This is a genomic window from Bacillus sp. NPDC094077, from assembly GCF_050279465.1.
Classification (GTDB): Bacteria; Bacillota; Bacilli; order Bacillales; family Bacillaceae_G; genus Bacillus_A.
In genome coordinates, this window is the sequence record NZ_JBNNUF010000003.1 from 363,581 (window position 1) to 382,696 (window position 19,116).

A 19,116-nucleotide genomic window follows, 5' to 3' on the forward strand; every position below is an offset into this window, starting at 1 on the left:
CCGTTGTACCTACACTCTACTAAAGAGCCCTGTAGGTATTTTGTCTACAAGGCTCTTTTTATTTTCGGTTTAGGTGAATGGAAGGGGCATACATTAGAGAGGAAAGGGTGTGTGAATTTAGATGACAAAGTGGAAGAGGGCAAATCCAAATGGAACGAGAGATTATTTATTCGAAGAATGTACGTTAATTGAAGAGGTGGAACAAAAATTAAGGCGTACATTTTTTGAAAGGGGTTATGAAGAAATAAGGACTCCTACGATTGAGTTTTATGATGTGTTTGCTTTTCAAAATCGGCCGATAGATGAAGAAAAGATGTATAAGTTTTTCGATGAAAAAGGACGGATTATCGTCTTACGCCCAGATATGACAATTCCTCTAGCGAGAGTGATCGGGACGCAGAGATGGGATACTCCTCTTAAAGTAACATATAGTGGAAATGTATTTCGAGCGAATGAGTCCCTTTCTGGAAAATATAATGAGATCGTGCAAAGTGGCATTGAAATTATTGGGATTGATAATGTAAGAGCTGAAATTGAATGTGTGATAAGTGTAATTCAAGCACTACAAAAGTTGAAGGTACAATCTTTTACAATCGAGATTGGGCAAGTTCAGTTATATAAATGTATTGTAAAAAAACTTTCCATTCATGATGAGGAAGAGAGAGTGCTTAGAACGTATATAGAAAGAAAAAACTATGCTGCTCTCTCAAATTTTATCGGGGAAAAGAAATTAGATCGGTGTGATGAAACAGTAAGATTACTTGAGAAGTTGCCAAGACTATTTGGGAATTTAGAAGTTATTGAAGAAGCAGAAAAACTTGCTTCAAGTAATGAAATGAAAACGGCCATTGCAAGAGTGAAAGAAATGTATGAAACAATTGAAAAGCTAGGATATGGCTCTTACATATCAATTGATTTAGGTATGATTCAACACTTAGATTACTATACGGGTGTTATTTTCAAAGGGTATATATATGAAATTGGAGAAGAAATTGTTAGTGGAGGTAGATATGATGAATTAATTAGCAATTTTGGAGAGGTGATGCCGGCAGTTGGACTCGCGGTACAAGTAAATCAAATTGTTAAGGCACTTCAAGAGCAACAAGAACCGTATAAACGAAAGCAAATAGATATTATGATTCATTATGAGTTAAATAGGTTGGCAGAAGCAGAACGATTACGAAGTTTACTGCAAAAGGATGGGAAGAAAGTAGAGCTATCTTTATTCTCTAATATAAACGATAGTTTTCACTTTGCAAAAAAGAATAAAATCATGACGGTCGTTGAGACAAAGAATGAATCATTAGTGGAATATGTATGGAGAGAGAAATGGATCATCCAGAAAGAAGGGGAGACTTCGTGCGTAACATTCAAATTGCGTTAACGAAAGGAAGACTAGAAAAGCATGTGATTCCACTGTTTGAGCAAATTGGTATCGATTGTTCAGAGCTTAAAGATAAAGGGAGAAAGCTGGTTTTTCAAAGTAAAAATACTAATATTTCATTTATTTTAGTGAAAGCGGTGGATGTCGCTACTTATGTGGAACATGGAGTAGCTGATATTGGTGTCGTTGGTAAAGATATTTTAATGGAAAACGAGAAAGATATATATGAAATGGTGGATTTAGGAGTGGGTATGTGTAAGTTTTGTATTGCTTCTGTTCCTACGTACAATCCGAAGAGTTACAGGAAGAAACGAATTGCTACGAAATATCCGCACATTACTTCTACTTATTTCCATGATAAAGGAGAAGATGTAGAAATTATTAAAATAGAAGGTTCTGTAGAAATCGCTCCGCTGCTCGGATTGGCAGATGCGATTGTTGATATTGTCGAAACAGGAAAAACGTTACAAGAGAATGGACTAATTGTATTTGAAGAAATGTGCTCTATATCAGCGAGGATGATTGTAAATAAGGCAGCTTTAAAAACCAAAAAAGACGAAATATTCAGTGTTATAAATATGATGGAGCAAAAAATTTTGTCAGGGAAATAGGGGGATTAAAATGGAGATAGTTTATGAAGATTTCAAAGAGGCATTAGCCAAAATAAAAGTGCTAAGGGAAAGCGCTAATATAATAGAAGAAACTGTTCAGAGAAATGTTAGAGAAATTGTTCAAAACGTAAGAGAGAGTAAAGATGAGGCTTTATCTTTCTATACAAAAAAGTTTGATGGTGTGGAGGTTACAAATTTTCGTGTAAGTGAGGAAGAAATAAAACAAGCAAGTATGTTAGTAGAGCACTCTTTTTTAGAAGCGTTAAAAGAAGCGAAGAGAAACATTGTCTCATATCATGAAAAGCAAAAGAGGCAATCAATGTTTGACTGCGTGAGTGAAGGCATAATTAGAGGTCAGCTCATTCGGCCGCTAGAAAAGGTAGGTGTATATGTGCCAGGCGGGACAGCTTCTTATCCTTCATCCGTATTAATGAATGTATTGCCAGCCAAAATTGCAGGTGTGAAAAAAATTATAATGGTAACACCGCCGAGAGAAGGTGGAATTGATCCACATATATTAGCTGCAGCAAACCTTGCGGGAGTAGATGAAATTTATATGGCCGGTGGTGCGCAAGCAATTGCTGCTTTAGCATATGGGACGGAATCGATTCCGAAAGTCGATAAAATAGTTGGACCAGGAAATTTGTACGTCGCTCTAGCGAAGCGAGAAGTATACGGAATAGTAAATATCGATATGATTGCTGGACCGTCAGAAATTGTAGTTATTGCTGATGAAACAGGAAATGCCAAGTATATTGCTGCTGATTTATTGTCACAGGCGGAGCATGATGAAAGAGCAACAGCAATTTGCATTACAACGAATATAGAGCTAGCAAAAGGAGTAGAAAGAGAGATTGAAAGGCAGTTAGGGACATTACCACGAGGTGAGATTGCTCGTGAAGCTATAAAAAGAAATGGAGCAATTTGTATTGTTCCTTCTTTAGAAAAGGCGTTTCAATTATCAAATGAAATCGCTCCAGAACATTTAGAGTTACATATAAAAGAGCCAATGAATGCTCTAGCTTATGTAAAGCATGCGGGATCCATTTTTCTTGGACCATATGCACCTGAGCCACTCGGGGATTATTTGGCAGGACCGAATCATGTATTACCCACAAGTGGAACGGCAAGGTTTTTCTCTCCGTTATCAGTCGATGATTTCGTGAAAAAATCAAGCTTTATTTCTTATACGGAGGAAGCGTTAAAAAATGTACAGCATCATATTGTAGAACTTGCAAATAAAGAGGGCTTACATGCACACGCGAAGGCAATTCAAATTAGATTTGAGGAGGAAGAATAATGCGTCATTCGAGTCAAGTGCGTGAGACATCAGAAACAAAAATTAAATTACGTTTACAGCTTGATGAAAGTACGAATGTTTCTATTCAAACGGGTGTTGGTTTCTTCGATCATATGCTAACTTTATTTGCGAGACATGGAAGGTTTGGATTGCAAGTTGAAGCGGAAGGTGATGTGTTTGTGGATGCTCATCACACAGTTGAAGATGTTGGAATTGTACTCGGAAATTGCTTGAAAGAAGCATTGCAAAATAAAGAGGGGATTAACAGGTATGGATCGGCATATGTACCGATGGATGAATCTTTAGGGTTTGTTGCAATTGATATAAGCGGACGCTCATATATTGTATTTCAAGGTGAATTAACAAATCCGAAGCTCGGAGATTTTGATACAGAATTAACGGAAGAATTTTTTAGAGCTGTTGCTCATGCTGCCAATATTACATTACATGCTCGCATTTTGTATGGAAGTAATACGCATCACAAAATTGAAGCTTTATTTAAAGCATTTGGCCGAGCGCTTAGAGAGGCAGTCGATAAAAATGCCAACATTACTGGTGTAAATTCAACGAAGGGGATGTTGTAATTGATTGCCATTATAGATTATGGAATGGGAAATATTCGTAGTGTAGAACAAGCATTAAAATATGTTGGAGTGGAGTATATCGTAACGGATGATAAAGAAGAAATATTAAGGAGTGATGGAGTTATTTTGCCGGGAGTAGGCGCATTTCCGAAAGCGATGGATGTTCTAGAAGAAAAAGGTTTAGTACATGTGCTAAAAGAAGTTGGGAATTCAGGGAAACCGTTCCTTGGCATATGCTTAGGCATGCAACTTTTATTTGAAAAAAGTGAGGAATTAAAAGACTGTAACGGATTAAGTTTATTGCCAGGTGTCATTCGAAAGTTAAAAGTTCCTTATAAAATTCCACATATGGGATGGAATGAATTGAAGAAAGAAGGAGAAATAACTCTTTGGAATGGAATAGAAGACGGTTCTTTCGTATATTATGTCCACTCTTATTATGCAGATTGTCCAAAAGAAATTGTGTATGGGGCAAGCGAGTACGGGGTGCAAGTACCTGGTTTTGTAGCAAAAGGAAATATATTTGGTGCTCAGTTTCATCCTGAAAAAAGTGGAGAAATTGGAATGCACATATTAAAAAATTTTAAAGGGGTGGTAGAAGCATGGAGATCTTCCCAGCTATCGATTTAAAAGAAGGACGATGTGTAAGACTTTATCAAGGAGAGTTTAGTAAAGAAACGGTAATGAATGAAGATCCAGTTGCGCAAGCGATCATATTTGAAAAGCTCGGAGCGAAAATACTACACATTGTTGATTTAGACGGTGCAATTGCCGGTGAATCGTTAAATTTGCCCATCATTGAAAGAATATGTAGAGCGGTACATATTCCGGTGCAAGTTGGAGGAGGAATTCGATCACTTGTAGCAGTGGAGAAGTTATTGTCAGTAGGTGTAGAAAAAGTGATTTTAGGAACAGCTGCTCTTTATGATAAGACATTTTTAGAAGAAGCAGTTTGTCTATATAAAGAGAAAATCATTGTTGGAATTGATGCGAAAAATGGCTTCGTAGCAACGAGAGGCTGGCTTGATGTGTCTGAAATTTCTTACATTAGTTTAGCAAAACAAATGGAAAGTTTAGGTGTTCAAACAATTGTGTTTACAGATATTTCGAAAGACGGGACGCTGACAGGACCTAATTTTGAACAATTAGAGTTACTACAAAAAAGTGTGGGCATTCGTCTCATTGCCTCTGGAGGAGTGGCATCTATTCAAGATGTGAAAAGATTACATGATATGAATATATATGGTGTCATAATTGGAAAGGCGCTTTACGAGAAAACAATTGATTTAGAAGAAGTATTACAGGTAACAAAATTATGTTAGCGAAACGAATTATTCCATGTCTAGATGTGAAAGAAGGGCGAGTCGTAAAGGGGGTAAATTTTATAGGATTACAAGACGTCGGTGATCCTGTTGAAATAGCGGCTTTATATAATGATGCGGGAGCAGATGAAATTGTATTTTTAGATATTACTGCGACACATGAAGGGCGAAAAACGATTATAGATGTTGTAGAAAAAACAGCTTCAAAAGTATTTATTCCTCTTACAGTTGGTGGAGGGATTTCAAGTGTGAGAGATATGTACAATTTACTAAGAGCTGGAGCAGATAAAGTTTCAATAAACTCAGCGGCAGTGCGAAATCCGAAGCTAATAGAAGAGGGTGCAGAACATTTTGGCTCACAATGTATGGTCACAGCAATTGATGCTAGAAAAGTAGCTGAAGATAAATGGAATGTATACGTGAACGGCGGAAGAGTCGATACGGGAATGGATGCAATCGAATGGGCGAAGCTCGTTGTTGAGCTAGGGACAGGAGAAATTTTATTGACGAGTATGGATGCAGATGGAACGAAAAACGGTTACGATCTTCATTTAACAGAAGAAATTTCAAAAAGTGTTTCCGTACCAGTAATCGCATCAGGCGGCTGTGGTCATGCGGATCATATTATAGAAGTTTTCCAAAAGACAACAGTTGATGCAGCTTTAGCAGCATCAATCTTTCATTATGGTGAAGCGACTGTACAGAATGTAAAGAAAAAATTAAGAGATGCAAACATCGAGGTGAGGTTATGAAGCCCAACTTTTCAAAAGGTTTAATACCGGCCATTGTTATTGAAGAAGATACGAAAGAAGTGTTAATGCTAGCTTATATGAATGAAGAAGCGTATGAAAAGACGGTGGAAACGAAAAAAACGTGGTTTTATTCTCGTTCGAGACAATCGTTATGGAATAAGGGAGAAACATCAGGTAATGTCCAATATGTGCAATCTCTTTATTTAGATTGTGATCAAGATTCAATTGTTGTGAACGTAAAACAAGTAGGACCTGCTTGTCACACGGGAGAGAAAACATGTTTTCACTATAAAATTATTTAGGGGGATACATATGGAAGATATTCTTAAGGTATTATTTGCAACAATTGAAGAACGAAAGAAAAGCCCACTCCCTGAATCGTATACAAATTATTTATTTTCAAAAGGAGAAGATAAAATTTTAAAGAAAATTGGGGAAGAGTGCTCTGAAGTAATCATTGCTTCTAAAAATAATGATAAAGAAGAATTAGTAAAAGAAATGGTTGATGTGTTCTATCACTGTTTTGTTCTATTGGCTGAAAAAAATATTTCACTAGAAGATGTTATGCAAGAAGTGAAAGAAAGAAATGGTAAGCTTTCGAGATTAGGGGAGCGAAAAGAAATAGATACATTATAAGGGGGAATACATATGAAAGTAGATTATCACCTTCATTTAGAAGAAGGACCTTATTCAATAGGGTGGCTTGCCAAAATAAATGAAGCACTGGAATATTATGAGCCGCTTCAAGAAGGCAGGCATTCTATCGATTGGCTTATGAAAACACAAGAACGTTTGCAAAAGCGTGTGAAGGAAGGGCCATTTACAGCGGAATGGATTGATTTCTATTTAGAAGAAGCAGTGCGAAAAGGAATAAAGGAAGTTGGAATTGTTGATCATTTATATCGTTTTCATGAGGCGAAAGAATATTATGAAAGATATGTAGATATTAGTCATTCAAAACTTGGTCGTTTACAGAAAGAGTGGCTAGACCAAGTAAGAGTAGCTTCACTACATGATTTTACAAAGGCGATCGAGGAGGCAAAAAAGAGATGGAGTAAACGAGGAGTAACGCTCAAACTTGGAATTGAGGCGGATTATTTTATCGGTGGTGAAAAAGATCTAGCAGAATTAATGGCGCTAGGAGACTTCGATTATGTAATTGGTTCTGTTCATTTTCTTGACGGATGGGGATTTGATAATCCGGATACGAAAGAGTACTTCGAGGAGCATGAATTACATGCGTTATATGATACGTTTTTCAAAACGGTTGAGCGTGCGGTTCGTTCTGAGTTGTTTGATATTATAGCTCACCTTGATAATATAAAAGTCTTTAATTATCGATTAGATGAGAATGAACAGCTTTTATACTATAAGAAAATTGGGCGTGCATTGGTAGAAACAAATACCGCAACAGAAATAAATGCGGGATTGTACTATCGCTATCCTGTACGGGAGATGTGCCCAAGTCCGCTCTATCTACAAGTATTAGCTAAATATGGTGTTCCAATTACTATTTCTTCAGATGCTCATTATCCGAATGATTTAGGGAAATACGTAAAAGAAAATGTGCAAACATTACGAACTCACGGTATTACTCATATCGCAACATTTACGAAACGAGCAAGAGTCATGAGACCGCTTGAAGAAGAAGTAACAATTTTAAAATGACCCACAATTTTTTGATGAAAACCACCCTTTTTGTTCAAAATAAGAAAGAATAAAAAGGAGGGTAAGACATGGCAAAACAACAAAAGAAACAAAATGTACAAGCGGTGGAACAAGCCTATACTTCTGAAACAAATGAAACAGCTAATTCAGTTATTGAGGAACAAATTAGCGACACAGTTGCAGAAGGAACAATCGATGCAAAGCTTGGGCAAGAATCGCAAGAGAAAGCGTAAGAAGAGGGGAGAGATGAATCTCCTCTTTTCTTATGGAGAAAAAAGTGTCGATTTTCAAAACTATAATCAAATTCCTTGGTTTTTATATGTGGATTTCTTACAATGAAATATAAGAGATATCTTATTTTCTATAGAAGAGGTGTTAGTAGTGTCGAAAATATTAGTAGCAGGAAAAATTCCAGAAATCGGATTAGAACTATTAAAGGATCATGATGTAGAAATGTACGATAAAGAGGAATTAATTTCTGTAGATGAATTAACAGAGCGTGTAAAAGATAAAGATGCATTGTTAAGCTTACTTTCTACAAAGGTGACGAAAGAAGTTATGGATGCGGCACCTAATTTAAAGATTGTTGCAAACTATGGTGCTGGTTACGATAATATTGATTACAAGTATGCAGGAAAAAAAGGAATTGTAGTATCGAATACACCAAAAGTATCAACTGAAGCGACAGCAGAATTAACATTTGCACTTCTTTTAGCAACGGCACGCAGAATTCCTGAAGGGGATACGTTATGTCGTACAACTGGATTTAACGGATGGGCACCGTTATTTTTCTTAGGACGAGAAGTACATGGTAAGACAATTGGAATTATTGGCCTTGGAGAAATCGGTAAGGCAGTTGCAAAGCGTGCGAAAGCATTTGGAATGGATGTTTTATATACAGGGCCAAATCGTAAGCCTGAAGCTGAAAGTGAACTAGGAGCAACATATGTAACGTTGGAAGAATTATTACAAACAGCAGACTTTATTACAATTAACTGTGCTTATAATCCGAAACTACATCATATGATTGATGAAGAACAGTTTAAAATGATGAAAAAAACAGCATATATTGTAAATGCTTCACGTGGACCAATTATGAATGAAGCGGCACTTGCCCATGCATTAAAAACGAATGAAATTGAAGGGGCAGCTCTTGATGTATTTGAGTTTGAACCGAAAATTACTGAAGAGTTAAAAGGATTAAAGAATGTTGTGCTTGCTCCTCATGTAGGAAATGCAACATTTGAAACGCGTGATGCGATGGCTGAAATGGCTGTAAGAAATATTTTAGCTGTATTGAATGGTGAAGAACCAGTAACACCTGTAAATCAAAAAGTATTAGTGACAAAATAAAAGAAACCTTCCGATTTGGGAAGGTTTCTTTTATTTCTCTTTATTCGCTCTTTTAGAGGGTCTTTGTCTAAGAAATTGAGATAACATGTACAAAATGTATAGTGGGATGGCAATGAATAAGAAAACAGAAAAATTACCAAACCCTGTTTGATACATTGTGATAATGATTCCAACTAAAAATAGTGTAATAATGATGCTATATCGTGGAATTGGTACATCTTTTAAACTTGGAATACGAATGCGGCTCACCATTAAAAATGCGAACGTTACAAATACTGTAATAAGAACGATTTTTGGAATGGTATGTGAAAATAATGTTAAGAAAGCGACAAGCCCTCCCGCTGCTGTGATCGGAACTCCAGTGAAATATTTCATTGAAGTAGAAGATGGTGTTACATTAAATCGTGCTAAACGATATGCTCCGAAAAGAGGGAATAATCCCGCTATGTATAGTCCGATGATTCCGTAGTTTGAGAAAGATGTGTAATACATCAAAACAGCAGGTGCTGCACCAAATGTTACGACATCCGCAAGCGAGTCCAGCTCTTTTCCCATTTGTGAATCAACACGTAATAAACGAGCAACACGACCATCAAGACTGTCTAACATCATCCCGATAAGTACTAAAATAGCAGCTGATTTATAATATCCTAAAGATGCATAGCCGATTGATAAAAATCCGCTATATAAATTTCCGAGCGTAAATAAATTTGGAATAGCTGCTCTATACAAAATCTGATCCCTTGCTTTCTGTTATAAATTATTAATTAGTGTATGAAAGTTTACTTATTTTATCATACCATAAATTTCTTCCTCATACGAAAGAAATTCCCAATTTGTGAAAGATTTCATAGAAGAATAATGGGGGGAAATAAGTAAAAAAGAAGCAACTTATATAAAGTTGCTTCTTACACTATTCAAATTTTGTTGTCATCGTTCCAGTTTTATATCGATTGTTAGGATCGAATCGTAATAAATCTCCATAAATTAGTTTGTCAGAGAATTTTAATTCTGTTTTTGCTTTTTCAATATAAGGTTGACATAGTGTTATATCAGTTGCTTCACCCGTACTTCTTTTATAGCACATATTTTTTGTATAAACATAATCTTCCGAAACAAAGCTACCATCTCGCATTACCATTAGTGGATTTTTTTCTTTAATAAATAAGTCAGTTCCAAATTCAACTGATTGATTTGTTTTAATACCAAGTAAATGAAGTAGAGTTGGTTTGATATCAATTTGACCGGATACTTTAGAAATAACTTTTCCTTCTTGACCAGGCACATGAATAATAAGAGGGACACGTTGTAATTGCATCGAATCAAACGGTGTAATAGTGTCTTTCCCAAGGAACTGAGCCATAGCCGCGTTATGGTTTTCGGAAATGCCATAATGATCTCCATAAATGACAATAACAGAATTGTCATATAGTCCTTCTGCTTTTAATTGATTAATAAATAATTTAAGAGCTTCATCCGTGTAACGAACTGTAGGGAAGTAGCGATTTAAAACGCCACTTTCCGAATTAAACTCATCCACATATTGATCTTCTGGATTTAGAAGAAACGGAAAATGGTTTGTTAAAGTGATAAATTTTGTATAGAACGGTTGCGGTAAAGATTTTAACTTTGGAATAGATTGTTCAAAGAACTCTTTATCTTTTAATCCCCAACCGACAGACATTTGTTCCGTGCCTACGTAATCATTTAAGTTAAAGTAACGATCATATCCAAGCGCAGGATACATTACATCACGATTCCAAAACGCTTTATCGTTTGAATGGAATACAGCGGAAGAATAGCCATATTTTTTTAATTGTTCTGGTGTGGCGGTATATTCATTTGTTGCATGAGTAAAGAATACAGAACCACGATCTAGCGGATAAAGTGAGTTTTCAACAATAAATTCAGCATCAGAAGTTTTACCTTGTCCCGTTTGATGATAGAAGTTATCGAAATAAAAACTATCTTTAATAAATTCATTTAAAAATGGAGTAATCTCTTTTCCATTTATTTTTTTATTAATAACAAAACTTTGTGTAGATTCCATTGAAATTAAAATTACATTTTTACCTTTTGCAGCTCCAAATAAGTTTTTATCAACCTGCTTATCTTTTGCGTCTGTATAGTTTTTAATTTCAGAGAATCCGTCGCCACTTGCAAATACACGCTCAGCCGAAGACTTAGATTGAAGTGTAATATCAAAGAGATGATATGTGTATAAACCTAAATTTTTCACGACAGTTTGACGGTCAAATGAACGTGAGAACATTTGTGGTTTATAAATAACTGACACAACAATTTGTAGTGCTAATAACGCTGTTACACCACTAAAGAAAGTTCGTTTTTCTGAGCGGGAAAGTGGTGTTTTATCCCCAAATGATGGGAACTTACGCGAAATAAACATTAAAATAATTGCGTCTGCAAATAAAAGTAATGTTTTATACGTAAAGAGTTCTTTTATGCTCGTCCCTAAGTCAGCCATATTATTTGTTTGGAATAAAACCGGGAAGGTAACGAAATCGTTATAAAACCCATAAAACATTGCATTTCCAAATAAAATAAATGACAGTATAAAACTGATTCCAATTATAATTCGGTTTCTGTGCTTAGATGCAAATAAAGCTAAGCCGAAAAATAAAAGTAATGAAGCTAGCGGGTTAATAAAAAGCATAAATTCTTCAAAGAAGTTATCAATTTTAATATCAAACGCTAGCTTGTACACGATATATGTTTTAATCCATAATAAAACGACTGCAACGAGTGCAAATCGTAATTTTGGAAACAGATTTTGTAGCATAATATACTCCTCTCCTAAAAAGCATGACGGTTCTTGTGAGCTCGTCTGAATAGTGCCTCACTTTATATATACGAACAGTCCTTTATTATTATGATTATTATACTATGAGTATCATTATACGAAAATAAAAGAGAGTTGTGGACTTTTTTATAATAATTGAGTAGAAAAAGAGCAGTAGGAGAAAATAAAATGGAATTTCTATGTATGATAATTATCGTGCGTAGAAGGAATCGCGTAATAATACGGAGGTTATAATGCGAAAATTATTCTATTTTATAGTGTGCAGTAGTGTTATACTTTTTGCTTCACCGGGTGTGTCAATAGCTCAATATGATACACCTCTTATGGAAGACGCACTTTATTCTGTTTTATTTCCGAAAATAAATAAAGCAATTGAAAAACAATATGGGAGCCTGAAACCTTATCAATGTCCTAAAATCATTAGTTTAAAAAAAGTGTATAGTGGTACATATTTATTCCGAGCGGTTATTGAAGTGACAAAGTATGAACAGGTCGGTGGAAAAATTGTTCCGCCATTTGAAAAAGTAACAATTACGTTTAATAACGAAGAAGGCGAATGGGAAGTTGTAAAGTTTTCAGTAAAGCGCTTACCAGATGATACGAAACTAAACTGTAAAAAAACAATATAAAAAATTGTTTGACAAATAAAATGGTCCTTTGGTATTGTTAATAGCAACAATTAGATGTTTGAAAATTAAATAGACTTACCTCATCTACTCTCAAAGGTAGAGGCCGCGATAGGAAAGAGTAAGCTATGGGAGATTTAGTGGAATCTGTGATCATAGGTTGAAAGGGACTATTGCCGAAATATAAGAATGACCACCTTATTCATATATTGGGACTGCATTGAATAAATGTAGTACTGTCATAAGATTTATTTTATGGAGAGCTATTTGGAGATGTTGATGCGGTTTCTTATTTGAGAAGATAACAACTCGTTTATTTTTTCAATATATATTTTTCCTAATAAGAAACGCGTGTGAACATTGTTCCGCGCGTTTTTTGTCTATCTAAAAGCGTGCTGCAATGAATAGAAGATTGGGGTTATGAGTTTTAGAGGAAATAAGGGAGGAATTCAAATGTATTTACACGGCACAAGCCGAATCAATGGGCAAGGACACTTAGAAATTGGAGGGTGCGATACGACGCAGCTCGCAAAACAATACGGAACACCACTTTATGTATACGATGAAGAGTCTATTCGAGGGAAATGTCGTGCGTTTCATCGTGCTTTTAAAGAAAGTGGTTTCTCTTATCAAGTAGCATATGCAAGCAAGGCGTTCTTGTGCATGGAGATGTGCCGAGTAGCTTGTGAAGAGAATATGTCATTAGATGTCGTTTCTGGAGGAGAGTTATATACAGCACTCCAAGCAGGATTTCCAGCATCGCGTATTCATTTTCATGGAAATAATAAAACAGAAGAAGAGATAGTGATGGCTCTTCAGGCAAATATCGGTTGTTTTGTAGTAGATAATTTCTTTGAACTAGAAGTTTTACATGATTTAGCAGTAGAACATGGGAAATTTGTGAACATATTAATCCGTGTTACGCCTGGAGTAGAGGCACACACACACGAATATATAACAACAGGCCAAGAGGATTCGAAATTTGGATTTGGTGTTTCAAATGGTCAAGCAATGCAAGCGATTGAGCTAGCATTACAAAAGTCAAATTATAATGTGTTAGGAATTCATTCACATATCGGATCACAAATATTTGAAACAGCTGGTTTTGTTCGAGCAATTGAAGTTCTTCGCCAATTTTTAGAAGAGGTGAGAGAACAAACAAACTATGTAGTAAAAGTGTTGAATGTGGGCGGCGGATTTGGTATACGTTATACGGAGTCGGATACACCATTAACACTTGAAACGTATGTTCATGCCGTAACAAGTACGATAAGAGAACAGTTTACACAATGCGAATATCCGCTTCCAGAAATATGGATTGAACCAGGTCGTAGTATTGTAGGTGATGCCGGAACAACACTTTATACAGTCGGATCGGTGAAAGATATTCCTGGCATTCGGAAATATGTTTCAGTGGATGGTGGAATGACAGATAATTTAAGGCCGGCTCTATACGGAGCTCGTTATGAGGCAATGTTGGCGAATCGAGGAAATGATGGAAATGAGGAGCTCGTTTCAATTGCAGGAAAATGTTGTGAGAGTGGAGATATGTTGATTTGGGATATTCATCTACCGAAAGTTGCTTCTTCTGATTTACTAGCAATTTCTTGCACTGGGGCATATGGGTACTCGATGGCGAATAATTATAATCGTATTTGTAGACCAGCCGTCGTCTTTGCAAAAGGCGGAGCATCACAAATTGTTGTAGAACGCGAAACGTATGAAAATATTATTGGAAACGATCGCATACGTATTAAAGAGCTTGCTTAAATGTGAAAAAGGAGTTGTTCGGATGGGCAATTCCTTTTTTATAAAATAAAATAATTAAAATATATCGGAAAACTAGGATTGAAAAAAATCAGAATTGTGATAAAATACAAATACAAAGCTTATCAAGAGAAGCGGAGGGAACTGGCCCTACGAAGCTCGGCAACCTGCTTATAAAAAGCAAGGTGCTAAATCCAGCAAAATGGAATCCATTTTGAAAGATAAGGTAAAATATATTACCGAACAGTCTTTTCGAAATGGGAAAGATTTTTTTTATGAATAAAAAAGGGGGGCTGTTCGCGTGAGCGTACGGGAACATTTTGATGAAGTATCTGAAAAAATTCAAACGATGCTTGCTGATATGAAATATGGTTCAATTACAATTGTTGTGCAAGATGGAAAAGTCATTCAGTTAGAGAAAAGTGAAAAGGTCCGTTTAAAGTAAAAAGCGCTGACTAGAAAAACTAGAGGCGGTTTTAATCTATTTTAATAGGTTAAAGCCGTCTTTTTGCTTTTACAGGGGGAAAAGACATGTTGACTTATGAGACGTGGAAAGAAAATAGTGTTCCGTTTTCGGAAAAAGATGAAACGAAGGGCGCGCTATCAGTATTAAGTTGGGCTTACAAAGAATATAAAGATGAAATTGTGTATGCGTGTAGCTTTGGAGTGGAGGGTATGGTATTACTCCATCTTATAAACCAAGTAAATCCATCTGCTAAAGTTGTATTTTTAGATACAAATGTTCATTTTCAAGAAACGTACGAATTGATTAAAAAAGTACGTGAGCGATTTCCTTCATTAAATATTATAGAAAAACAACCAGAACTTACACTTGATGAACAAGCGAAGTTGCATGGTGAGAAACTATGGGAAAGCAATCCAAATCTCTGCTGTAAGATTAGGAAAATTTTGCCTTTGGAAAAATCACTTGCAGCAGAAAAAGCGTGGATATCGGGATTAAGAAGGGAACAATCAGAAACGCGTAAGCATACAAAGTTTATAAATCAAGATCATCGTTTTCAATCTATTAAAGTTTGTCCGCTTATCCATTGGACGTGGAAAGAAGTGTGGCGATATGTATACAAACATAACTTGCCGTATAACCCACTTCATGATATTGGATATCCAAGTATTGGGTGTGAGAAATGTACGTTACCTGTAGGAGCAGGTGGTGATTCAAGAGAAGGTAGATGGGCTGGGAAAGTGAAAACCGAGTGCGGTCTTCATTACCAATAAGATGAATCTTGAAATAAAGCTAAGAGGGGATATAGAAAATGACTATAATAAACGAATTAATAAACCGTGTAGATGAGACATACGACGTATCACAAATTGAAAAAGAAATTAAACTAGACAACATTGCGTTAAGCGATTTAGAACTGCTAGCGACAGGGGGATATAGTCCGCTTACTGGTTTTTTAGGAAAAAAAGATTATGATTCGGTTGTAGAAACGCTTCGTTTAGCAAATGGTAGCGTATGGAGTATACCGATTACATTGCCAGTAACAGAAGAAGTAGCAGAGAGACTGAAGGCTGGGGAGAAAGTAAAACTTGTCAACGACGGAAATATATATGGTGTCATTCAAATAGAAGATATTTTTGCACCTGATAAAGAAAAAGAAGCGTTACTTGTATATAAAACGACGGATGAGGCTCATCCAGGAGTGAAAAAATTATATGAACGACCAAATGTTTACGTTGGAGGGGCTATTACTCTTATAAAACGCTTTGAAAATAAGCAATTTCCTTCTTATCATTTAGACCCAATTGAAACGAGAGAAGAATTTAAAAAACGTGGTTGGAAAACAGTAGTCGGATTTCAAACGAGAAACCCGGTACATCGTGCTCATGAGTATATTCAAAAATCTGCTCTTGAAATTGTAGATGGTCTCTTTTTAAATCCGCTCGTTGGGGAAACAAAGTCAGATGATATTCCTGCTGATGTAAGGATGGAAAGCTACGAAGTGTTACTTCAAAACTATTATCCAAAAAAGCGCGTCTTTTTAGGGGTGTTTCCTGCAGCAATGCGTTACGCAGGACCAAGGGAAGCGATATTTCATGCATTAGTAAGAAAGAATTTTGGGTGTACCCACTTTATTGTAGGGCGTGATCATGCCGGGGTAGGAGACTATTACGGAACATACGAAGCGCAGGACATATTTACGAATTTTACAGTAGAAGAGTTAGGGATTACGCCGTTATTTTTTGAACATAGTTTTTACTGCATTAAATGCGAATCGATGGCTTCGACGAAAACATGTCCGCATGGGAAAGAGGATCATGTCATTTTATCGGGTACGAAAGTAAGAGAAATGTTAAGAAATGGTGAGATTCCGCCAAGTGCATTTAGTCGTAAAGAGGTAGTGGAAGTGTTAATTAAAGGTTTGAAAAAAGAAGTAGTAACAGAATAGGGAGAGAACGAGATGGATACGAACATTACTTGGCATACAGCGTCTGTTTCAAAAGATGAGAGAAGAGTAAAGAATGGGCATCATAGTTTTGTAGTTTGGTTTACTGGTTTATCAGCTTCAGGTAAATCTACAGTAGCGAATGCAGTTGCCCGTAAACTATTTGACAAGAATATAGGAAACTATGTGCTAGATGGGGATAATATTCGCCACGGATTAAATAAAGATTTAGGTTTTTCTGAAAGTGATCGCATGGAAAATATAAGACGTATTGGCGAAGTGGCGAAGCTATTTGTAGATCAAGGGACGGTTGTCCTTACAGCATTTATTTCACCGTTTCGAATAGATCGTAAACAAGTAAGGGATTTGTTAATGGCGGATGAATTTATTGAGGTGTTTGTAAAATGTCCGATTGAAGAGTGCGAGAAACGTGATCCGAAAGGACTTTATAAAAAGGCGAGAAAAGGTGATATTAAAGAGTTTACGGGAATTGATTCACCGTATGAGGAACCGGAACAAGCAGAATTAATTGTAGAAACGCACAAGTATTCTATTGAAGAATGTGCAGAACAAATTGTGAAGTACTTACAAGGGCGTAGTTTTATATAGGGGGATTAAAAATGAGTTATGAAAAAGTATGGGCTAACAATGAAAAATTAAATCAAAGCGAGAAAAAGAAATTAGAAAAAGATGGATTGGAAATCTTTAATGATATTCCTTACTATGCAGAAAACGGATTCGAATCTATTCCGAAAGAAGAGTGGGACGCATTTAAATGGGCAGGATTGTATTTGCAGCGTCCAAAAGAAGCGGGTTATTTCATGATGCGTGTGAATATTCCTTCAGGGATTATTACAAATGCGCAGGCAGAAGCACTTGCTTCTATTGCTGAAGACTATGGGCGTGACGTGTTAGATATTACGACAAGACAGGCGATACAGTTTCACTGGTTAGAAATTGAGCAAATTCCTGATATTTTTAAAAGGTTAGCGAGAGTTGGATTATCTTCAGCAGGAGCATGCGGTGATATAACGCGGAATATTACAGGGAATCCACTTGCTGGGATTGATGCGAACGAACTATTTGATACAACTTCAATTGTTAAAGAAATATACGAATACTTCCAACATAATGAAGAATTTTCTAATCTACCACGTAAATTTAAAATGTCTATTAGTTCTAATGTTTATAACTCTGCAAACGCAGAGATTAATTGTGTTGCATTTACACCTGCTACGAAAGAAATAGATGGTGAGAAAAAAGTTGGTTTTCATATAAAAGTAGGCGGAGGATTATCAGCTCGTCCATATTTAGCGGAAGAATTAGATGTGTTCGTTTTACCAGAAGAAGTGAAGGCGGTAGCGATAGCGATTGCTATTATATTCCGTGATTTTGGATATCGGGAAAAACGTCATTTAGCACGTTTGAAATTTCTTGTTGCAGACTGGGGAGCAGAGAAATTTAAAGAGAAACTACTAGAGTATACAGGACCTCTGCAAAGTAAAGGGGAAAGTGCACTCAAAGGATGGAATGCAGGCTATTTTTATGGTGTTCAAAATCAAAAGCAAGAGGGATTAAAATATGTAGGTTTTAATGTACCAGTAGGACGCTTGCATGCAGAAGAAATGTTTGAGATTGCAAGAATTGCAAAGCAGTATGGAAATGGACAAATTCGTACATGTAACTCACAAAACTTCATCATTCCGAATGTTCCACCAGAAAATGTAACAGGGTTATTAAGTGAACCGTTGTTTGAAGCAATCTCTGCAAGTCCGAAATCATTTATCGGTCATGCGGTTTCATGTACTGGTATTGAATATTGCAATCTCGCTCTTGTAGAAACGAAAGAGAGATTACGAAAAATTGCAGAATACTTAGATACACAAATTGCGCTTGATGTTCCGGTTCGAATTCATATGGTAGGATGCCCGAACTCATGTGGTCAACGCCAAATTGCTGATATTGGATTACAAGGGGTGAAAATGAAAACGAAGGAAAAAGGAATTGTTGAGGCGTTTGAAATTTATGTAGGTGGAACGCTATTAGATGGCGGCGCTTATAATCAAAAGCTAAAAGGGAAAATAGATGGTGAAGATCTACCGGAGGTGCTTGCATCATTTATAAGTTATTTCAAAGAGAATAAGTTACCAGCTGAAACGTTTTATGATTTTGTTGGCCGCGTTGGTGTAGAGACATTACAAATAGCGTTAAATAATGTGTTAGAAGAAGTAATAGCGTCTTAGGAGGGGCAATATGGACTTATATCGATTTGAAGCTGTATTAGCGAATAATATCGTTCCGATTGTTGTTGTTGCTCAGAGTGAAGAACAGGCATTTAAGCTTGCAGAGATTGAGCTTGAGAAACATTTTTTACCGTTACCAGAAGTAAAGGAGATTTCCTTGTTTGAAAAAAAGAAGGTTCGAAAAAGCGCGGCCTTTGTTATTCATGAGTAGGTAACAGTGTAATAAGAAATATTGAAAACTTCCATTCGTATATAAGGATGGAAGTTTCACTTTAAT

22 protein-coding genes and 2 riboswitches are annotated in these 19,116 nt (G+C 36.2%); of the genes, 20 read left to right on the plus strand and 2 right to left on the minus strand.

The genetic code is table 11. The features are described 5' to 3' along the window. The first annotated feature begins 121 nt into the window (after positions 1 to 121). The 12 genes from ACQKNR_RS10585 (at position 122) to ACQKNR_RS10640 (ending at position 8,974) form a co-directional block, all read left to right on the plus strand. Positions 122 to 1,384 carry an ATP phosphoribosyltransferase regulatory subunit gene (locus ACQKNR_RS10585; RefSeq protein WP_427317614.1) on the plus strand — a complete coding sequence of 421 codons (1,263 nt, stop codon included), beginning with the start codon at positions 122 to 124 and terminating at the stop codon, positions 1,382 to 1,384. Then, positions 1,360 to 1,995, plus strand: a complete 636-nt coding sequence (hisG, locus tag ACQKNR_RS10590) for an ATP phosphoribosyltransferase (RefSeq protein WP_427317616.1) — start codon at positions 1,360 to 1,362, stop codon at positions 1,993 to 1,995. The genes ACQKNR_RS10585 and hisG overlap by 25 nt, the downstream gene beginning before the upstream one ends. Positions 1,996 to 2,005: 10 nt before the next feature. Continuing rightward, the gene (hisD, locus tag ACQKNR_RS10595; protein ID WP_427317618.1) at positions 2,006 to 3,295 is read left to right on the plus strand and encodes a histidinol dehydrogenase; all 1,290 of its coding nucleotides are present in this window, start codon (positions 2,006 to 2,008) and stop codon (positions 3,293 to 3,295) included. Beyond that, positions 3,295 to 3,879, plus strand: a complete 585-nt coding sequence (hisB, locus tag ACQKNR_RS10600; protein WP_427317620.1) for an imidazoleglycerol-phosphate dehydratase HisB — start codon at positions 3,295 to 3,297, stop codon at positions 3,877 to 3,879. The genes hisD and hisB overlap by 1 nt, the downstream gene beginning before the upstream one ends. Then, positions 3,880 to 4,509 carry an imidazole glycerol phosphate synthase subunit HisH gene (hisH, locus tag ACQKNR_RS10605; RefSeq protein WP_427317622.1) on the plus strand — a complete coding sequence of 210 codons (630 nt, stop codon included), beginning with the start codon at positions 3,880 to 3,882 and terminating at the stop codon, positions 4,507 to 4,509. Then, complete coding sequence (hisA, locus tag ACQKNR_RS10610) at positions 4,482 to 5,201, plus strand: 1-(5-phosphoribosyl)-5-[(5-phosphoribosylamino)methylideneamino]imidazole-4-carboxamide isomerase (RefSeq protein WP_427317624.1); 720 nt, start codon at positions 4,482 to 4,484, stop codon at positions 5,199 to 5,201. The genes hisH and hisA overlap by 28 nt, the downstream gene beginning before the upstream one ends. Continuing rightward, a complete protein-coding gene (gene hisF, locus ACQKNR_RS10615) occupies positions 5,195 to 5,953 on the plus strand; it encodes an imidazole glycerol phosphate synthase subunit HisF (protein WP_427317626.1) in 759 nt (252 codons plus the stop codon). Before hisA ends, hisF begins: the two co-directional genes overlap by 7 nt. After that, entirely contained in the window at positions 5,950 to 6,255 is a 306-nt protein-coding gene (gene hisI / locus ACQKNR_RS10620; RefSeq protein ID WP_427317628.1) for a phosphoribosyl-AMP cyclohydrolase, read from the plus strand. Before hisF ends, hisI begins: the two co-directional genes overlap by 4 nt. A 10-nt stretch (positions 6,256 to 6,265) precedes the next feature. Further along, on the plus strand, positions 6,266 to 6,589 hold the full coding sequence (hisE, locus tag ACQKNR_RS10625; protein ID WP_427317630.1) for a phosphoribosyl-ATP diphosphatase: 324 nt from the start codon (positions 6,266 to 6,268) through the stop codon (positions 6,587 to 6,589). Between the two features lie 12 nt (positions 6,590 to 6,601). Continuing rightward, positions 6,602 to 7,621: a histidinol phosphate phosphatase domain-containing protein gene (locus ACQKNR_RS10630; protein WP_427317631.1), complete on the plus strand. Its 1,020-nt coding sequence runs from the start codon at positions 6,602 to 6,604 to the stop codon at positions 7,619 to 7,621. Between the two features lie 68 nt (positions 7,622 to 7,689). After that, entirely contained in the window at positions 7,690 to 7,854 is a 165-nt protein-coding gene (locus ACQKNR_RS10635; RefSeq protein WP_427317633.1) for a YozQ family protein, read from the plus strand. 148 nt (positions 7,855 to 8,002) lie between these two features. Then, on the plus strand, positions 8,003 to 8,974 hold the full coding sequence (locus ACQKNR_RS10640; RefSeq protein ID WP_427317635.1) for a 2-hydroxyacid dehydrogenase family protein: 972 nt from the start codon (positions 8,003 to 8,005) through the stop codon (positions 8,972 to 8,974). A 30-nt stretch (positions 8,975 to 9,004) separates the two neighbouring features. Here the strand turns inward: ACQKNR_RS10640 and pssA are convergent, their stop codons facing one another. Together pssA and ACQKNR_RS10650 are read right to left on the minus strand one after the other, a co-directional pair. After that, positions 9,005 to 9,706, minus strand: coding sequence for a CDP-diacylglycerol--serine O-phosphatidyltransferase (gene pssA / locus ACQKNR_RS10645; RefSeq protein ID WP_000285422.1), 702 nt, complete (start codon positions 9,704 to 9,706; stop codon positions 9,005 to 9,007). A gap of 181 nt (positions 9,707 to 9,887) precedes the next feature. Further along, complete coding sequence (locus tag ACQKNR_RS10650) at positions 9,888 to 11,774, minus strand: LTA synthase family protein (protein WP_427317637.1); 1,887 nt, start codon at positions 11,772 to 11,774, stop codon at positions 9,888 to 9,890. 254 nt (positions 11,775 to 12,028) lie between these two features. On the opposite strand from ACQKNR_RS10650, the gene ACQKNR_RS10655 reads away from it, so the two are divergent. The 8 genes from ACQKNR_RS10655 to ACQKNR_RS10690 all read left to right on the plus strand — a co-directional run bounded on the left by ACQKNR_RS10655 (position 12,029) and on the right by ACQKNR_RS10690 (position 19,050). Continuing rightward, a complete protein-coding gene (locus tag ACQKNR_RS10655; RefSeq protein ID WP_427317639.1) occupies positions 12,029 to 12,424 on the plus strand; it encodes a DUF3888 domain-containing protein in 396 nt (131 codons plus the stop codon). Positions 12,425 to 12,513: 89 nt separating this feature from the next. After that, a riboswitch (Lysine riboswitch) is annotated at positions 12,514 to 12,695 on the plus strand. Positions 12,696 to 12,874: 179 nt separating this feature from the next. After that, the gene (gene lysA / locus ACQKNR_RS10660; protein ID WP_427317641.1) at positions 12,875 to 14,191 is read left to right on the plus strand and encodes a diaminopimelate decarboxylase; all 1,317 of its coding nucleotides are present in this window, start codon (positions 12,875 to 12,877) and stop codon (positions 14,189 to 14,191) included. A 116-nt stretch (positions 14,192 to 14,307) separates the two neighbouring features. Next, positions 14,308 to 14,416, plus strand: a riboswitch (SAM riboswitch). A 73-nt stretch (positions 14,417 to 14,489) separates the two neighbouring features. Then, entirely contained in the window at positions 14,490 to 14,633 is a 144-nt protein-coding gene (locus tag ACQKNR_RS10665; protein ID WP_002149491.1) for a YezD family protein, read from the plus strand. Between the two features lie 86 nt (positions 14,634 to 14,719). Beyond that, positions 14,720 to 15,424 carry a phosphoadenylyl-sulfate reductase gene (locus tag ACQKNR_RS10670; protein ID WP_427317642.1) on the plus strand — a complete coding sequence of 235 codons (705 nt, stop codon included), beginning with the start codon at positions 14,720 to 14,722 and terminating at the stop codon, positions 15,422 to 15,424. A 38-nt stretch (positions 15,425 to 15,462) separates the two neighbouring features. Next, on the plus strand, positions 15,463 to 16,599 hold the full coding sequence (sat, locus tag ACQKNR_RS10675) for a sulfate adenylyltransferase (protein ID WP_427317644.1): 1,137 nt from the start codon (positions 15,463 to 15,465) through the stop codon (positions 16,597 to 16,599). 12 nt (positions 16,600 to 16,611) lie between these two features. After that, positions 16,612 to 17,205, plus strand: a complete 594-nt coding sequence (gene cysC, locus ACQKNR_RS10680) for an adenylyl-sulfate kinase (RefSeq protein ID WP_427317646.1) — start codon at positions 16,612 to 16,614, stop codon at positions 17,203 to 17,205. An 11-nt stretch (positions 17,206 to 17,216) separates the two neighbouring features. Continuing rightward, on the plus strand, positions 17,217 to 18,839 hold the full coding sequence (locus tag ACQKNR_RS10685; protein WP_427317648.1) for a nitrite/sulfite reductase: 1,623 nt from the start codon (positions 17,217 to 17,219) through the stop codon (positions 18,837 to 18,839). A gap of 10 nt (positions 18,840 to 18,849) precedes the next feature. Beyond that, complete coding sequence (locus ACQKNR_RS10690; RefSeq protein ID WP_427317650.1) at positions 18,850 to 19,050, plus strand: DUF3906 family protein; 201 nt, start codon at positions 18,850 to 18,852, stop codon at positions 19,048 to 19,050. Positions 19,051 to 19,116: the final 66 nt, after the last annotated feature.

Coding starts and splice junctions, on each gene's coding strand:
- ACQKNR_RS10585 (WP_427317614.1), top strand. CDS start 122: ATGACAAAGTGGAAGAGGGCAAATCCAAATGGAACGAGAGATTATTTA.
- cysC (WP_427317646.1), top strand. CDS start 16,612: ATGGATACGAACATTACTTGGCATACAGCGTCTGTTTCAAAAGATGAG.
- ACQKNR_RS10635 (WP_427317633.1), top strand. CDS start 7,690: ATGGCAAAACAACAAAAGAAACAAAATGTACAAGCGGTGGAACAAGCC.
- hisB (WP_427317620.1), top strand. CDS start 3,295: ATGCGTCATTCGAGTCAAGTGCGTGAGACATCAGAAACAAAAATTAAA.
- hisE (WP_427317630.1), top strand. CDS start 6,266: ATGGAAGATATTCTTAAGGTATTATTTGCAACAATTGAAGAACGAAAG.
- sat (WP_427317644.1), top strand. CDS start 15,463: ATGACTATAATAAACGAATTAATAAACCGTGTAGATGAGACATACGAC.
- lysA (WP_427317641.1), top strand. CDS start 12,875: ATGTATTTACACGGCACAAGCCGAATCAATGGGCAAGGACACTTAGAA.
- ACQKNR_RS10650 (WP_427317637.1), bottom strand. CDS start 11,774: ATGCTACAAAATCTGTTTCCAAAATTACGATTTGCACTCGTTGCAGTC.
- ACQKNR_RS10670 (WP_427317642.1), top strand. CDS start 14,720: ATGTTGACTTATGAGACGTGGAAAGAAAATAGTGTTCCGTTTTCGGAA.
- hisD (WP_427317618.1), top strand. CDS start 2,006: ATGGAGATAGTTTATGAAGATTTCAAAGAGGCATTAGCCAAAATAAAA.
- hisF (WP_427317626.1), top strand. CDS start 5,195: ATGTTAGCGAAACGAATTATTCCATGTCTAGATGTGAAAGAAGGGCGA.
- hisA (WP_427317624.1), top strand. CDS start 4,482: ATGGAGATCTTCCCAGCTATCGATTTAAAAGAAGGACGATGTGTAAGA.
- ACQKNR_RS10690 (WP_427317650.1), top strand. CDS start 18,850: ATGGACTTATATCGATTTGAAGCTGTATTAGCGAATAATATCGTTCCG.
- ACQKNR_RS10630 (WP_427317631.1), top strand. CDS start 6,602: ATGAAAGTAGATTATCACCTTCATTTAGAAGAAGGACCTTATTCAATA.
- ACQKNR_RS10655 (WP_427317639.1), top strand. CDS start 12,029: ATGCGAAAATTATTCTATTTTATAGTGTGCAGTAGTGTTATACTTTTT.
- hisI (WP_427317628.1), top strand. CDS start 5,950: ATGAAGCCCAACTTTTCAAAAGGTTTAATACCGGCCATTGTTATTGAA.
- ACQKNR_RS10685 (WP_427317648.1), top strand. CDS start 17,217: ATGAGTTATGAAAAAGTATGGGCTAACAATGAAAAATTAAATCAAAGC.